General features: G+C 45.9%; 23 protein-coding genes. 21 read left to right on the top strand and 2 right to left on the bottom strand.

Going from position 1 to position 15185, the window contains the following annotated elements; translation table 11 throughout:
* Positions 1-49 precede the first annotated feature (49 nt).
* Entirely contained in the window at positions 50-886 is an 837-nt protein-coding gene (locus PUN35_RS07860) for a manganese catalase (protein ID WP_003245071.1), read from the top strand.
* 43 nt (positions 887-929) lie between these two features.
* Here PUN35_RS07860 and PUN35_RS07855 read toward each other — a convergent pair whose 3' ends face one another.
* Both PUN35_RS07855 and xre read right to left on the bottom strand, forming a co-directional pair.
* On the bottom strand, positions 930-1526 hold the full coding sequence (locus PUN35_RS07855) for an ImmA/IrrE family metallo-endopeptidase (protein WP_003232721.1): 597 nt from the start codon (positions 1524-1526) through the stop codon (positions 930-932).
* 162 nt (positions 1527-1688) lie between these two features.
* Positions 1689-2030: an HTH-type transcriptional regulator Xre gene (gene xre, locus PUN35_RS07850; RefSeq protein ID WP_003232719.1), complete on the bottom strand. Its 342-nt coding sequence runs from the start codon at positions 2028-2030 to the stop codon at positions 1689-1691.
* A 178-nt stretch (positions 2031-2208) separates the two neighbouring features.
* Here xre and PUN35_RS07845 point away from each other — a divergent pair, with 178 nt between their 5' ends.
* The 20 genes from PUN35_RS07845 (at position 2209) to PUN35_RS07750 (ending at position 15146) form a co-directional block, all read left to right on the top strand.
* Positions 2209-2388, top strand: coding sequence for a hypothetical protein (locus PUN35_RS07845; protein ID WP_003232712.1), 180 nt, complete (start codon positions 2209-2211; stop codon positions 2386-2388).
* On the top strand, positions 2375-3211 hold the full coding sequence (locus PUN35_RS07840; protein WP_003232710.1) for a hypothetical protein: 837 nt from the start codon (positions 2375-2377) through the stop codon (positions 3209-3211). Before PUN35_RS07845 ends, PUN35_RS07840 begins: the two co-directional genes overlap by 14 nt.
* Positions 3111-3911: an ATP-binding protein gene (locus PUN35_RS07835; RefSeq protein ID WP_072592528.1), complete on the top strand. Its 801-nt coding sequence runs from the start codon at positions 3111-3113 to the stop codon at positions 3909-3911. Before PUN35_RS07840 ends, PUN35_RS07835 begins: the two co-directional genes overlap by 101 nt.
* Positions 3911-4078, top strand: a complete 168-nt coding sequence (locus tag PUN35_RS07830; protein WP_003245588.1) for a hypothetical protein — start codon at positions 3911-3913, stop codon at positions 4076-4078. Before PUN35_RS07835 ends, PUN35_RS07830 begins: the two co-directional genes overlap by 1 nt.
* 84 nt (positions 4079-4162) lie before the next feature.
* Positions 4163-4513: a phage-like element PBSX protein XkdD gene (gene xkdD, locus PUN35_RS07825; RefSeq protein ID WP_014479549.1), complete on the top strand. Its 351-nt coding sequence runs from the start codon at positions 4163-4165 to the stop codon at positions 4511-4513.
* Positions 4510-4716: a phage-like element PBSX protein XtrA gene (gene xtrA, locus PUN35_RS07820; protein ID WP_014476537.1), complete on the top strand. Its 207-nt coding sequence runs from the start codon at positions 4510-4512 to the stop codon at positions 4714-4716. Before xkdD ends, xtrA begins: the two co-directional genes overlap by 4 nt.
* Before the next feature lie 115 nt (positions 4717-4831).
* Entirely contained in the window at positions 4832-5341 is a 510-nt protein-coding gene (locus tag PUN35_RS07815; RefSeq protein WP_014479550.1) for a sigma-70 family RNA polymerase sigma factor, read from the top strand.
* Between the two features lie 115 nt (positions 5342-5456).
* Complete coding sequence (gene xtmA, locus PUN35_RS07810) at positions 5457-6254, top strand: phage terminase small subunit (protein WP_003244697.1); 798 nt, start codon at positions 5457-5459, stop codon at positions 6252-6254.
* Complete coding sequence (locus tag PUN35_RS07805) at positions 6251-7552, top strand: PBSX family phage terminase large subunit (RefSeq protein WP_003232697.1); 1302 nt, start codon at positions 6251-6253, stop codon at positions 7550-7552. The genes xtmA and PUN35_RS07805 overlap by 4 nt, the downstream gene beginning before the upstream one ends.
* A 3-nt stretch (positions 7553-7555) precedes the next feature.
* On the top strand, positions 7556-9043 hold the full coding sequence (locus PUN35_RS07800; RefSeq protein WP_003232695.1) for a phage portal protein: 1488 nt from the start codon (positions 7556-7558) through the stop codon (positions 9041-9043).
* A gap of 19 nt (positions 9044-9062) precedes the next feature.
* Positions 9063-9890 carry an XkdF-like putative serine protease domain-containing protein gene (locus PUN35_RS07795; RefSeq protein ID WP_014479551.1) on the top strand — a complete coding sequence of 276 codons (828 nt, stop codon included), beginning with the start codon at positions 9063-9065 and terminating at the stop codon, positions 9888-9890.
* A 25-nt stretch (positions 9891-9915) separates the two neighbouring features.
* Complete coding sequence (locus PUN35_RS07790; RefSeq protein WP_003232690.1) at positions 9916-10851, top strand: phage major capsid protein; 936 nt, start codon at positions 9916-9918, stop codon at positions 10849-10851.
* 21 nt (positions 10852-10872) lie between these two features.
* Positions 10873-11256 (top strand): protein YqbG, encoded by a 384-nt coding sequence (locus tag PUN35_RS07785; protein ID WP_014479552.1) that lies wholly within the window; start codon positions 10873-10875, stop codon positions 11254-11256.
* Positions 11253-11609: a YqbH/XkdH family protein gene (locus PUN35_RS07780; protein ID WP_009967053.1), complete on the top strand. Its 357-nt coding sequence runs from the start codon at positions 11253-11255 to the stop codon at positions 11607-11609. Before PUN35_RS07785 ends, PUN35_RS07780 begins: the two co-directional genes overlap by 4 nt.
* Entirely contained in the window at positions 11606-12091 is a 486-nt protein-coding gene (locus PUN35_RS07775; protein ID WP_003245226.1) for an HK97 gp10 family phage protein, read from the top strand. The genes PUN35_RS07780 and PUN35_RS07775 overlap by 4 nt, the downstream gene beginning before the upstream one ends.
* A gap of 12 nt (positions 12092-12103) precedes the next feature.
* The gene (locus PUN35_RS07770) at positions 12104-12544 is read left to right on the top strand and encodes a hypothetical protein (protein ID WP_014479553.1); all 441 of its coding nucleotides are present in this window, start codon (positions 12104-12106) and stop codon (positions 12542-12544) included.
* Positions 12545-12547: 3 nt separating this feature from the next.
* Entirely contained in the window at positions 12548-12766 is a 219-nt protein-coding gene (locus tag PUN35_RS07765) for a YqzN/YkzM domain-containing protein (protein ID WP_003232679.1), read from the top strand.
* The gene (locus PUN35_RS07760; RefSeq protein WP_014479554.1) at positions 12763-14163 is read left to right on the top strand and encodes a phage tail sheath family protein; all 1401 of its coding nucleotides are present in this window, start codon (positions 12763-12765) and stop codon (positions 14161-14163) included. Before PUN35_RS07765 ends, PUN35_RS07760 begins: the two co-directional genes overlap by 4 nt.
* A 1-nt stretch (position 14164) precedes the next feature.
* Positions 14165-14608 (top strand): phage tail tube protein, encoded by a 444-nt coding sequence (locus PUN35_RS07755; protein ID WP_014479555.1) that lies wholly within the window; start codon positions 14165-14167, stop codon positions 14606-14608.
* A 91-nt stretch (positions 14609-14699) separates the two neighbouring features.
* Positions 14700-15146 carry a phage tail assembly chaperone gene (locus PUN35_RS07750; protein ID WP_014479556.1) on the top strand — a complete coding sequence of 149 codons (447 nt, stop codon included), beginning with the start codon at positions 14700-14702 and terminating at the stop codon, positions 15144-15146.
* Positions 15147-15185: the final 39 nt, after the last annotated feature.

Genomic DNA, 15185 nt, shown 5'->3' with positions numbered 1-15185 from the left:
TATTCCTTCATACGCTGGGATTGTGCGAAAGTGTAGGGAGGAATGATTCATGTTTTATCATATAAAAGAGCTTCAATATCAAGCAAAGCCAGCTCATCCCGATCCGGTTTATGCGAAAAAACTTCAAGAGGTGCTCGGCGGCCAATTCGGTGAAATTAGCGTCATGATGCAGTATTTGTTTCAAGGGTTTAACTGCAGGGCGGATGCTAAGTATAAAGATTTGTTATATGATGTGGGGACCGAAGAGATCGGGCACGTAGAAATGCTGGCAACGATGATTTCCAGGCTTCTGGACAATGCACCCGCGGATGTACAGGAGGATGCTTATAAAAGCAATCCAGCTATCGCAGCAGTCATGTCCGGGATGAATCCTCAGCACGCGATTGTGTCCGGATTGGGGGCGATGGCATCAGATAGTGAGGGCTATCCGTGGAATGCAAAATACATTATCTCAAGCGGAAACCTGCTGGCCGATTTTCGCGCTAACTTAAATGCGGAGGCCCAAGGACGCCTTCAGGTGACACGGCTTTATGCCATGACCGATGATCCAGGGGTAAGAGATATGCTGTCATTTTTGATTGCAAGGGATACCTATCATCAAAATATGTGGTACGCGGCCATTAAAGAACTGGAGGAAAGAGAACGGGATATTGTCGTCCCGACGACGTTCCCGCGTGAGCTCGAAAAGCAAGAAGTCTCCTATGATTTGTTTAACTTTTCCAGGGGGGATGAAAGCTCGCAAGGAAGATGGGCACATGGGGAAGCCTTTGACGGCCGGGGTGAATTCAGGTATATCCCGGCTCCGATTGCGTTCGCATCTGCGCCTCATCTTAAACCGGCGCCCATGTGGCTGCATAATACAGTTCCCCCAATGTCGAAATGTTAGGTTCTCTTCTGGGCTGAGGAATATATCCTTAGCCCGTATTTGATCAGATGTTTTTGCCAATATGATATAACGCTTTTTCCTCAGCGACCTGCAAGTGCTGCTGATCGCCTTCCTCGTACGCATTTGGCCGCTTGTGAGATAATAAATAAGCGAGCCGCTTCTGAAATTGAATACCTGCTTTACGCCGTTCAAACATGTCAAGCCTTTTATCAGCAAATTCCTTTGTTACCCGGAATACCGCCGCAATTGTGGCGAGTGCCTGGCTTCTCCATTGCGGCAGTTCCATCTGCAACAGCATAAAGGTTGGCACACAGAAGTGGTACATAAATTGATTTGCCTGGAATTCTTGAAGCTCTCTGAAGAGCTTGTTCATCTGAAAATGATTGCCTGCATGCTTTAACACGTGGCACAGCTCATGGCCAAAATCCTCCCATTGCTCTTCCCGTGACTTTTTTTGGTTCAATACGATACTGTACATGCCGTCGTATTTCACCATCATGCTCCCCATATCCTCAAAATGCACCCAAATATCCAGATCCTTTGCGATTTTCAGCATGTCAATGTGATGAGGGGATGTGATGCCCAGCCGGCCGTATAAATTTTTAACGTATTCCTCCAGATGTGATAAGTAATCGCCCAATTGAATACTCCCTTTCGAACGTTTGTTCTGTTTTTAACGAGAAAGAAAAGCCCGTATAGGACTGGAAAGTAGTGTAGAAATCTTTCCCTTTTCTTTAAAAAATAAACACTTTTTTCTTTATATCGGTCTACTTTTTATATGTTTTAGAGAACAGAGAACGATTTATTTATTTTTCGGTTTGCGGTTTTTCTCTTTTTCTTTTAAATAGTTGATAAATTCGATGGCCTGCTGTTTGCTTTCTGGGGAAAAATCCTGCATATCGCGGTATGCAAGCTGCAGGTCCGGATCTGAGAACATATCGTCATCGGATTTTTTGTCTTTTCCCGTTAATAAGTAATCAGTCGTTACTTGAAAGTAATCAGCCAGCTTTTGGAGTGTGTCGTAATCAGGTTCGCTTCGCCCATTTTCATAGTGGGAATATCGTGCCCGTGACACACCGATGTGTGATGCGATTTCTTCCTGTGTCCTTTTCCCTCTGAGACTCTTCAATCTGCCGCCTATCATACTATGACCTCTCTTTTTTAAACTCCCTACGTTACTTATGATTATAGATACAATATGTATCAAAATAAAGTTATGATAAAAAAAGTATCAAAAATAACTTGATGATACAGTTCGTATCGTTTATACTTGGTAACAGTTGATACGAAATGTATCGAAAACAAACCAGGAGAGTGATCACATGTATCCAATCCAAATTGTTTTTAGTGAAAATCCCATAGATCAGCGCCATCTCGGACAATCCGGCGGCACCATTTCGTTTACGGCATGCGGCCTTCCGGTGTTCCACTTTGAAACGCAAGAGCAGTTTCAAGCATACATGATGTTAAAGGGAGAAGCGGCGTACAATGAAAAACGATAAAAGCTATCCTTTTCCGACGTATTCAGGGTTATTGAATTCAGAACATTATGACAAAATGGGCCCGGCGCTATGGTTGTTTCTCTGGTTTATCAGCTCAACAACAAAAGAAATCGAAAAAGACGGGGTAAGCTGGGGCATCGTACTCGGCCATAAGCCGTTAAAAGCGAGAGAAATGGCGGCAGTCTTCGGCGTAAGTGAAAAAACCGTCAGAAGATGGCTGGAGCTTCTCGAAAACCATGATTACATAAAGGCCGTCCGTGCGCCATACGGACTGATGATTTCGGTCAAGCATTCCAAAAAATTCAGCTTCAGATCGGACAATACTGTACACGGGAGTCTAAAAGAACGGCCATTTTCGCCGCAGACACCGGACACAAACGACCGTACAGATATAGATAAAACAAACAAATATACTGCTGCTGATGATGCAGTGGATCACATTGCGAAGCGGTTTACACAATTACGGTCGGCTCAAGAAGGACGCACCGTGTATCCTTCCTCAAGAGATTATCAAGCCATCGCCCGCATTGTTGCCATCGGCGTTCCTGTCATGCAAACAATCAAATGGCTTGAAGAATGCTTTCAGACTTTTGAAAACCGGCGGACCGCCGCTTCTGAAACAATCAAGGCTTTTCGCTACTGCTCGAAATTCATTGAAGACAGATTTTTCGCGCAGCAAGCCAAAAAGAATGCCGCAATTCAGCATGAGAGGATGAAAAAACATGACAAAACGAACAATCGAACAGATTTTGGACGAGCTGAGAAGAGGGAGACGTCCATTACTGGCGGACAAACCGGCCGAATCAGACGCAAGCAGGTATGATTGCCTGCGCTGCAAGGATCAGGGAGGTTATCTCGTCAGGCAGAATGGCCTGGAAGTCTGGACGATGTGCAGCTGCATGGCAGAACGGAAAGTGAAGCGGCTGCTGGGTGCAAGTGAGATTACCCACGCTTTCAGACAGCTCGGCTTCAAGGAATTCCGCACGGAGGGAAAGCCGCAGGCCATAAAAGACGCATTTGAGTGTATAAAAGAGTATGTTGCCGATTATGAACAAATCAAGGATTGCCGAAAAAACAGCATTGCCCTTTTAGGACAGCCCGGATCAGGGAAAACACACCTTTTGACTGCCGCTGCCAACGAATTAATGAGAACATGCTATGTGCCTGTCATTTATTTTCCGTTCGTGGAAGGCTTTACTGATCTGAAAAATGATTTTGCCCTATTAGAAGCGAAGCTGAACCGGATGAAGCAGGCGGATGTGCTGTTCATAGATGACCTGTTTAAACCGGTTAACGGCAAACCCCGCGCTACAGATTGGCAATTAGAGCAAATGTATTCGGTACTCAACTATCGCTACTTAAATCATAAACCGATTTTGCTTTCGAGCGAGCTGACAATTGAAGCACTTGTACGGGTCGATGAAGCGCTCGGCACGAGAATCTATGAGATGTGCAGTGACTATTTAGTGATTATCAAAGGAGCAGCCTACGAGCTTAACCATAGATTGGAGGGCGTCAGATAATGTGCAAGCTTTGTCAAACAAAGAAAGTCATTGTGGAACATACCGGTATTGGAGTCGTTTTTCATCCATGTCCGAACTGCCGGTCCGGCACTGACTTAACGCCTGTCATTCAAAAGCTGGAGCAAATGCTGACAGCGGGAAAAGCGAGGCTGAATATCTATGATTAAACAGCTGACTGCACTAATCGCTTTGCTGTTTCGGGCAAAGCGAACAGACAAAAACATTGAACAATGGTATAAGGACGACGGGAAGTGAAAGTGTTGGCAAAGACAAAACAGGCAGAGAAAAGCCCTGCGCCGTGGCGTGCTGTCCCATGCGGGGATACGAAACCGATCTATATTTATTCAGCTTACAGTGAAGAAGAAAAAGAAAGATTCCCATATTCAAACGGACGGCTGATTGCCGCTGTATTTGACCTTAGCTCTTATTCGCAAAAAAGCAATGCCGCTTTGATGGCCGCTGCGCCTGAATTGCTGGAAGCGTCTAAAGCAGCACTTGATTTTCTGAAAGGGAATTCTGTTCATTCAAAGGAGCGCATCATTCTGCTATTAGAAAAAGCTGAAGCAAGCGCTGCACCGAAAAGGGGAGGAAAAGAAACATGATTCATCCTAAAAAACTGCTGCATATCGATTCCATCACGCTTAAGAGCCAGCTGGAGGAAGGGAAAATCCGTGTCATTATTGTGGATGGCATCAAGCAAGAAGCATGGATCACAGAAGCGCCCGAGCATGGAAAAACGCTCGTCGAAACAAGAAAGGGCGATCTTGCCCGTGTGGAATTTGAAATCGGCTACAAATTAAATTAAAGCGAAAACAGAATACGTCCAAGACGGAAAGCCTGCGGACACTGATCAACTGCACAGCATTTGTGCGTTGATTGGTGTCCGTTTTTTATTTGCCAAAAATGAGGAGGATCATAGAATGCAAGACTTACTATTTGAATATAAACGCACGCTCAAACAAACAAGAATACAATATAAACCGCTCGCTGAGGCAGATGAATCCGTGCTCTCAGCTGAAGAGCTGAAGGATAAAAAAATCATCAGAAATATGATTACTGATCTTGAATATGTAACAGAATGGCTTGAAAAAGGAAGGCAGCCCGGCATCAGACGGGCGATTGACCGGCGTGATGCCTACCAGCGGCTGATGATCAAGGACCCGAGAATCATCGAATCATTTTCCAGCGCTATGATGTTTGAGCCGGACGGACAGGTATCAGAAGAAGACAGAGAGAGAATTCGAGAAGCATTAGCCCTGTTAACGGACAGAGAAAAGGAAATGTTTTTGCTGCATAAGGTAGAATGTTTTTCTTATGAACGGATCGCCGATCTTCTCGGCGTAAAAAAATCGACAGTGCAAACGACGATTAAACGGGCGAGTTTAAAGATGCAAAGACAGCAGGAAGAAATGAATCGATCACTTGCCTGAAAGCTTGTCATACGTTTGCCACCTATAAGTGAATAGAGCATGACACTAAGCGGCTGGCTGATCAGCCGCTTTTATGAATAAACAACCATGCTGGAGGTGGCGGTGATGCAGTAGCATGAAAACACAACAGCGCGAACAAGCATTAGCAATCTATCAACAACATCAAGGAAAGATCACAAATCGGGCGATTGCGGACACAATCGGTGTTTCCGCGAAAACAATCGGCATCTGGAAAAAACAAGACAAATGGAAAGAGGCGCTGTTTTCTGCGTCCAAAAACGAACAAAAACAGCGCCCTATAAACAACGATGAATTAAATGAACGCCAGCGGCTGTTTTGCCTGTATTACGTCAAAAGCTTCAATGCCACACAGTCAGCAATCAAAGCGGGCTATTCTCCGGACAGCGCTCATGTGACGGGCAGCCGACTCTTAAAAAACGAAAAGGTCGCTGCTGAAATTAGACGCATTAAAAAAGAAATGGTCAATGAAATGTTTATTGAAGCGATGGATGTGCTGCAGGTTTATATCAAGATCGCGTTTGCGGATATTACGGACTATGTGACCTTTGGAAAAAAAGAGGTCCAGGCTGTCGGGAAATCGGGTCCGCTGTTTGATGAAGATGATAATCCGATTATGAAGGAAATCAGCTTTGTCGATGTCAAAGACTCCGGGCTCGTTGATGGCACCATTGTAACGGAAGCAAAGCTTGGGAAAGAAGGCATTGCCATCAAGCTTGCAGATAAAATGAAGGCGCTTGAGAAGCTATCCTTATATTTTGATTTGTTTCCAGATCAATTTAAACAAAAAATTGAAAATGAGAAATTGAAGCTTGCCAAACAAAAAGCGGAGAAAACAGATGACAGCCAGGAGCCGATTGAAATTATGATCAAACGAAAAGAGCGCAAGTCATGATTGTAAAAGAAATCAACCCTCATTTCGAAGATTACGTGTTCAATTGGGAGCAGACGTACCAGTTTCTTGTCGGCGGCTACGGCTCATCCAAAAGCTATCATACCGCATTGAAAATCGTGCTAAAGCTGCTGAAGGAAAAACGGACGGCCCTTGTGATCCGGGAGGTGTTCGATACCCATCGGGATTCGACCTTCGCCTTGTTTCAAGAGGTGATCGAAGAGCTCGGTCTCACAAAGGCCGTGGCATCTCTTTCTTCCCCGCTGCAGCTGCGATTTCACAATGGCAGCCGGATCATGTTCAAAGGAATGGACAATCCGGCAAAATTAAAATCGGTTCATAACATTTCATTAATATGGATTGAAGAGTGCTCAGAGGTGAAGTATGAGGGGTTCAAGGAGTTAATCGGACGTCTTCGCCATCCTGAGCTAAAGCTTCATATGATCTGTACCACCAATCCCGTCGGCACCTCCAATTGGACGTATAGGCATTTTTTTCGGGATGAACGCAAGAAACGGTTTGTGCTGGATGACAGCGAACTTTACGAAAAGCGGACGATTGTAAAGGGAGATACGTATTACCATCATTCCACCGCTAACGACAATCTTTTTCTCCCGGAAAGCTATCTGAAACAGCTTGACGGACTCAAAGAGTATGATCCCGACCTGTACCGGATTGCCCGCAAAGGACGATTCGGCGTCAATGGGATCAGGGTGCTGCCGCAGTTCGAGGTACTCCCGCATAATCAAATGAAAAAATGTATCGCAGCCATCAGCAAGCCAATCTTTCGTACAGGCATGGATTTTGGATTCGAGGAATCCTATAATGCCGTCGTCCGGCTTGCTGTAGATCCTGAAAAAAAATACCTCTACATTTATTGGGAGTATTATCAAAACAAAATGACAGATGACAGGACGGCTGAGGAGCTGCGTGAGTTTATTGAGACACAGGAATTGATCAAAGCCGACTCGGCTGAGCCGAAAAGCATTCAATATTTCCGCCAGCAGGGCTTTCGGATGGTTGGAGCCAGAAAGTTTCCCGGCTCCAGGCTTCAATATACCAAAAAGGTAAAACGGTTCAAAAAAATCTTCTGTTCGGATCGCTGTGAAAATGTCATCTATGAGCTCAAGACACTTACGTATGCCAAAGATAAAAACGGAGCTCTGATTGAGGATGAATTCACGATTGACCCGCATACGCTTTCTGCCATTTGGTATGCGCTTGATGATTATGAGGTTGCTGATATGAAAGAGACAGCACACAAACGAATCCGGCCGAATCGAGAAAGGAGGAGGTCATAAATCATGCACAATCAAACAGTCAGAGCAACTGTATTTAAAGCCAATGCCGCGGCTCCTCAGACAAAGCAAATCTATGAAGATGACTTTTCTGAGCTGTACGGAGAGGACATTATCGCTCCGCCCTACAATATCATCGAGCTCAAAACTATTGCCGAATACTCGACCATTCTTCAGCAATGCATTGATGCGTACAGAGTGAATATTACAGGCTTTGGATTCGATGTTGAGTACACATTTGATGTCAACGCAAGTGATGTCGATCAGGCAAAAAAGAAAAGAGCGGAAAAAGACTGGGCCAGACTCGAAGCCTTTTATAAATGTCTTCACTTTGATGAATCAGCTGAAATGATTTTAGGCTATGCCATCGAAGACAGAGAAAAAACAGGCAACGGATTTATGGAAGTGCTTCGCGACGGGGCGGGAAAACCTGCCGGCATCGAATATTTAGATGTGAAATATATGCGTGTATGCGGAGCAGGCGAGCCTGTAGAGGTTTCATTTGTATATGAAGAAAACGGGAAAATGAAAAGGATTAAAAGGCAAAAACGCTTCCGAAAATATGTGCAGATGATCAATGGAAAGAAAGTATTTTTTAAAGAATACGGCGATCCGCGAAAAATGGATATGCGCACAGGTGAATATGTAAACACATTGGCAGAGAAGTATCAAGCAAATGAAGCCATTCACCTCAAAATCGGAAGCGGCGTATACGGTGTACCCCGCTGGATCGGCAATATTGTCAATTTATACGGAGCCCGAAAAGCAGAAGAACTCAATTTTATGTATTTTAAGCAGGGGCGTCACGTCCCCGCTGCGATTACAGTGGAAAACGGGATGCTGTCTGAAGCTTCTTACCGGGAGCTGCAGGAATACATGAATGATCTTGAAGGCGTGGAAAACGCCCATAAATTTCTCCTGATCGAAGCGGAAGGAATCGCAAAAGAAAAGGATCTCCACGGAGGCGAGGATATTACGCCGGTTTCCGTGGAAATCAAATCCTTGGCGGAAATTCTCCAAAACGACGCCTTGTTTCTTGAATACGATGAAAAAAGCAGAAATAAGCTGCGTTCCGCGTTCCGCCTCCCGCCGCTGTATACAGGCGAGGCTCAGGAATACAACCGGGCGACAGCTGATACTGCTAGAAAAATTACGGAGGAGCAGGTTTTTCAGCCGGAGCGAAAAACACTCGTGAATAAACTGAACACGCTGCTTTTGCCGGAGCTGAATATCCATGACGTCAGGCTGACATTAAAAGGACCGGACTTTCGTGATCCGCTTGAGATTGCGAAGGTGCTCGGTCCTTTTATTACAGCAGGAGCGGTCTCGCCGAATGATTTACGCGACCTTGCCGGACGGGTGCTTGGCAAAACACTGGAGGAGTGGCCGGAGGACATTTATAAACGGCCTGCAGGACAGGATGCGGAAAAGACAAACCTGACTGCGCTCATGCAGGAGTTGAAAGAAAGCATCGAAGATATCAAAACGTCCTGAAGGGAGGTGAATCAAACAGGTGGCGCGAGAATTAAGAAATGCCAAAATCAGCTTTGTCAGTTATGTGGACAAGGCGGCTAACCAGACAGAATTTTTCTTTACGAAGTCAGCCAAACCTCCGTCATTTGAAAAAAAGGTTCGGCTGTTTACAAAAAGTGAGCAGGATGAACAAAAGCTCGTGTACGGAATCGTGTATGAGCCTGATGTTCCTGATGCCCACGGCGATTTTATGACCGCCGAGGAAATTGAAAAAGCGGCGCACGGTTTTCTCGCGGAGGCACGGGAGATTGATATCAATCACAGCTTTGAGGGCGGAACCGGCGTCGTGGTCGAGTCCTATGTGGCGCCCGATGATTTTATGATCGGATCAAAGCGGATTACAAAGGGCTCATGGGTACTCGTGACAAGAGCGTCTGATGAGGTGTGGGAACAGATTAAGGCTGGAATTATCACCGGCTACAGCATGGCTGGCACTGCAGATGTGTATGAAGAAGAACCGGTCGAAAAAGCAGGGTTCTTTAGTGTATTCAAGCAAATGCTTGCTGACAAAACAGGGAAGGAGACTGAAGAAATGAGAAAAGAAGACATGAAAGAATCATTCGAGCATGCGCTTTACCCTCTGCTCAAACGGCTTGAGCGGATTGAAAAAAACACAGACACGGAGGAAAAGCCGGAGCAGACGGGTGATGACGAGCGTCTGAAAAAGCTCGTTGAAGACATGCTTGCCCCGCTGATCGAACGCATCGAGGCTTTGGAATTAGCGCGAGGCGCGTCTAAGCAGACAGCGGACGATACGGGCGGCAATACAGAGCAAGTCAAAAAATCAATCTGGAGCGGACTGCTGTAAAACCAGTCAAGGAGGAGGAAATCAATTGAGAAATCAAGAGATCATTCGGAAAGCGGAAATGTCGCTTTCTGCTTTAAAAAGCGGCGGGCTTATGAACCCTGCGCAAGCATCGGCTTTTATCCGCATGGTGCAAAACACGCCGACCATTTTCAGTGAATCCCGCGTGATTCAAATGGAAAATGACTCGCAAAAATTTGAGAAAATCGGCTTCGGCCAGCGTATTCTGCGGGCTGCGCAAGAAGGAAAAGCACTGTCAAACGACGAGCTGACAGTTCCAACGACAAGCACTGTCCAGCTGAACACGAAGGAAGTCATTGCGGAAATTAACATTACGTATGACACACTTGAAAACAATATTGAAAAAGACGGCCTGCAGCAGACAATCATGCAAATTTTAGCAGAGCGCGCAGCAGTTGATATTGAAGAGCTGATCGTTAACGGTGATACAGCATCAGCTGATCCGTATCTGGCACAGCTGGACGGCATCCGTAAACAGGCGGTTTCCCATATCGTTGACATGAACGGTGAAGAACTGTCCAGAGCGACATTCAAGAAAGGCTTAAAGGCAGTTCCGCCAAAATATTTGCGCATCCCTCAGGAATTCAGATTCTATACGTCTCACGGCTTAGAAGTTGAATGGAAGGACCGCGTGGCAGACCGCCAGACAAACCTTGGGGACCAGGCTGTTCAGGGCGGCTTGTCAACAGCATTCGGCGTACCGGTCAAAGGAGTATCCAATATTCAGCCGTACACAGTCGGTGAGGGAGACGCGCAATATGACGCTTCTGATATCATTCTCACACATCCGAAAAATATCATTCTCGGCTTCTCCCGCAATATCCGAATTGAAGTCGACAAAGACATCCGCTCCCGTAAATTCATTATTGTCTTAACGGCCAAGCTGGACAGCAAGTTCGAGGAAGAGGATGCCTGCGCGAAATTAATTAACGTAAAAGAATAATAGAAATGAGGTGGTCAGCTCATGCTCATTGAACCGACTGACGTAGCCTCCTATTCGGTCTATGATCGGGTGAAAAACAGGCCGGAAGAGCTGCTGGCGCAGGATATCATCGAGGCGGAAGCAGAAGCGGCTCTCATCACGGGCCACCGCTTTGAAGACAGCTTGTATGATCCGCTGCCCGGCAAGGTGAAGTTGGCTTTAGTAAAGCTTGCCCAGTATTTTGCGCTTGTCAACAGCGATGAATCTGCCTCATCAAGCTATCAGTCTGAGAAAATGGGGGATTATTCCTACACGGTTTCCGGAGAAGGCGGCATTCAGCGGCCAGAGGTATATCATTTGCTCGAGGAGTTTATCACGCCGGGCTACGCCCCTGAATCCTCCAGACTGAAGGTGAGGTCTTTATGAGCTACAGGCAGATGCTCATTCATCGCTGCGACATTTATCATGAAGCAGCGCAAGCGCCGTCTGCAGGCCGATTTGGGATTCCGGCAGACAGGCTGCAGCCGGTGATTTCATATCCGGATACACCCGATGAACAAGATGTCCCTTGTTATTTTACCGAAAAAACACAGCAGCTGATTCAGGAGGAGCCGGATCAAACTGTATATCATAGCTTTCTCGTCCATTTTCCGTTGTCAGCGGACATCCGCGTGAACGATAAAATCATTTGGGAGAATCATAAATATATACTAAAGCTGCCGAAAAGGATCAGACATCATCATTGGGAGGTCGTCGCAGTCAGGGATGAAAGCCTATGAAAATAGCGGGATTGAAACAGCTGAACACGGCATTAAAAGAAGCGGCTTCAGGCGGTTTTTCCAGACAGGCGTCCCGGTGGCTTGAGGAGTGCGGGCAAGATTTTCTGGAGATCGTCCAATCTGAACTCATCAGCACACAAACGATTGATACAGAAAAACTGCTCAGTTCCTTTGAGAAAGGCGCAGAGGACAATCTCTGGATTGTGCAAAGCGGCGGGCTTTCGCTTGAGGTGGGGACACAGCTTGATTACGCCTCATTTCTTAATGACGGCCATTGGACGTCAAAACAAGATGTGAGATGGGTGCCGGGGCGTTTTCAAGGCTCACGGTTTATTTATGATCCAGCGGCTTCAACGGGAATGGCGCTCAAGAGAAAATGGATACCGGGAACGGGCTACTGGGATCATGCACTGCTTTTATATGAACAGCTGTTTGAAAAATCGTTGGAAAGCAAACTGCGCCAGTGGCTGAAGAAGCTGTAAAGGAGGAGCAGGATGAACAGTGAAACAGGATCGATCATGGCGTTTTTGTACAGCCGGTGGTCTGTTCCTATTTATGAACGCGAGCTTCCTGATCACTTTCAGGTGCCGTCGTTATACGTCCCGCCACCATCTGTTTTCGAGGAAACAGATACGGTCTCCACATTAAAAAAAACCTACAGTCTCAATGTAAAACTGTTTCATCTGGACTCCGTTCAGGCGCTGGATGAAGCGGACAGGCTCGCGGATGCCATCAGAGAAGCGAGAAATATGATTCCGCTGCTGAGTGAATCCGGTGAGAAAACGGGGGATATGGTTCGCATCTCCCAAATCGAGACAAGGGTAGGAGACAGGGGCGAGGCGGCCATGGTGATCAGGTGGAGCAGCCGATATTATTATCACAAAACAGAACAGCCTGTCTTACAGGATATCGACATGAACAGCGGGGTGAAATAAACGGTGTCAAAGGACAAACAACAGAAGAAGGCTGTACATACAAAGAGCCGGGAAGCTCTATTTGATACAGCGGATTTGATTAAGCACGCGAAGGAACTGTTCGGCGTTAAGCCGGATATTCTTCAGGGGGCTTTATTTGGCGTGGATCAACCACGTATGACGAAATCAGAAGCCAACCAATTGATTCAAACATTTCTAACCAAGGAGGTCATGTCATCATGAATGGCGGAACATTTACAACAGGCAAAGAAAAAGAACGTGCAGGCATTTATTTTAACTTTAAAACGACGGCACAGGAGCGGGTATCACTCAGTGAACGGGGAACAGTCGCACTTCCGGTCGCATCAAGCTGGGGCGAAGCGAAAACGTTCGTCTCCATTTCCAGTGTTGAAGACCTAAACAAAAAAGTGGGCCTCAGCATTGATGACCCGTCTTTATTGCTGCTGCGTGAAGCGAAGAAAAATGCGAAAACGGTATTGATGTACCGTCTAACCGAAGGTGTCCGAGCGTCTGCTGATATTGCTGAAGGCGTCAAAGCAACTGCAGTATATGGCGGAACAAAAGGTAATGACATTATCATCCGCATCAATCAAAATGTACTGGATGCTAATTCTTTCGATGTGACAACATATATGGACGAGTCAGAGGTTGATAAACAGACTGTCAAAAAGGCTGAAGAATTAACAGCTAACGGCTATGTCACTTTTACCGGAACAGGCGATCTTTCTTCAACGATTCCTCTCACTGGATCAGAAGGAGACACTGCAGCTGAGACGCTGAATGCATCCGCGGGAATCCGTTTATCTGGCGGTACGGATAAAGCCCCTGTCAACTCCGATTATACAGATTTCTTAGCCGCGGCTGAAACGGAGAGCTTTGATGTGATTGCGCTGCCTGTTGCAGAAGGTGACCAGTTGAAGGCGACGTTTGCTGCTTTCATTAAACGCCTTCGCGACGGCCAAGGACAAAAAGTGCAAGGCGTCACAGCCAATTATGCCGGTGATTATGAAGGCATCATCAACGTAACTGAGGGTGTGCTGCTTGAAGATGGCACGGAAGTTACACCCGACAAAGCAACAGCTTGGGTAGCTGGAGCGAGTGCAGGAGCAACCTTTAACCAATCACTTACATTTGTAGAGTACGGAGGCGCAGTTGATGTGTTACACCGCCTCGACCACGATACGATTGTTGAACGTCTGGGCAAAGGTGAATTTTTATTCACATTCGACGCCCGTGATAAATCCGTCAGCGTAGAAAAGGACATTAACTCACTCGTGACGTTCACAGCTGAGAAAAACAAGAAATTTGCGAAGAACAAAATCGTTCGTGTCCTGGATGCTGTGAATAATGATTTAACACGCGAGCTGAAAGCCTTAATTAAATCAAGAAAAGGCAGCGGAAGCGATATCCCGGCATCTGAAGACGGACTGCAGTATGTAAAAACGATGATCACGCAATACATGACAACACTTCAGGATGCAGGCGGCATCACTGGCTTTGATTCCGATGAAGATATCACAATTTCAATGAATGAAGATCGTGACGGCTTCTTGATTGACCTGGCTGTACAGCCTGTCGACGCAGCAGAAAAATTCTACTTTAATGTGGAGGTAAACTAATATGGCATTAAAAGCACAAAACACAATTTCAGGAAAAGAAGGCCGTTTATTCCTCGATGGCGAGGAAATGGCGCACATCAAAACATTTGAAGCAAACGTTGAGAAAAACAAATCTGAAGTCAACATTATGGGCCGCCGCATGACAGGCCATAAAACAACAGGGGCAAATGGAACAGGGACCGCAACGTTCTACAAAGTCACATCAAAATTCGTGCTATTGATGATGGACTATGTCAAAAAAGGCAGCGACCCTTATTTCACGCTCCAAGCCGTGCTGGATGATCAATCCTCCGGCCGGGGCACAGAGCGAGTCACGCTGTACGACGTCAACTTTGACTCTGCCAAAATCGCAAGCCTTGATGTCAATTCAGAAGCGTTAGAGGAAGAAGTTCCATTTACATTCGAAGACTTCGACGTCCCTGAAAAGCTATCTGACACGTTTTAATCAAAGCTGAATCAAGCCCATACGCAGACCTTTCTCAGAAAGGTCTGTTTTTTAAAGATGAAACCAAACAATAGACAAGGGAGTTTTTTACATGAGCGAGAAGAACGAAAACGTATATGATCTTTCCTTTTTTATGCCGGGAAAAACAATTGAAGCTGAGGAAATCAAAGTGCCGATCTCAAAGCGTTTTGTTGATAAAAAAGGGAACATCGTGCCATTTATTTTTAAAGCGATCACGACGGAACGCATTGATGAATTGGAGAAAGAAACAACAACGTATAAAAATGTCAAAGGCAGAGGCCGTGTAAAAGATTTAGACAGCCAACGCTTTTATGCCCGAATCGCAGTTGAATCAACCGTTTATCCGGACTTCCGTTCAAAAGAGCTTCGAGAAGCTTACAAAACGGCTGACCCGGTAGAAGTTGCGAAACGCGTGCTCTCAGTTGGAGGCGAGTATGCGAACTGGTTAAACAAAGCGATTGAGATTAATGGATTTGAAGATGAATTAGAGGATCTGGAAGACGAAGCAAAAAACTAATCAAGGATGGGCATAAAGAAGCCGTGTATCTCTACTATG

The sequence above is a fragment of the Bacillus sp. N3378-2at genome, assembly GCF_033412715.1.
In the GTDB taxonomy this organism is placed as follows: domain Bacteria; phylum Bacillota; class Bacilli; order Bacillales; family Bacillaceae; genus Bacillus; species Bacillus subtilis.
Note: the sequence above shows the minus strand (reverse complement) of the source record. Positions and strands in the feature narration are given on the sequence as shown.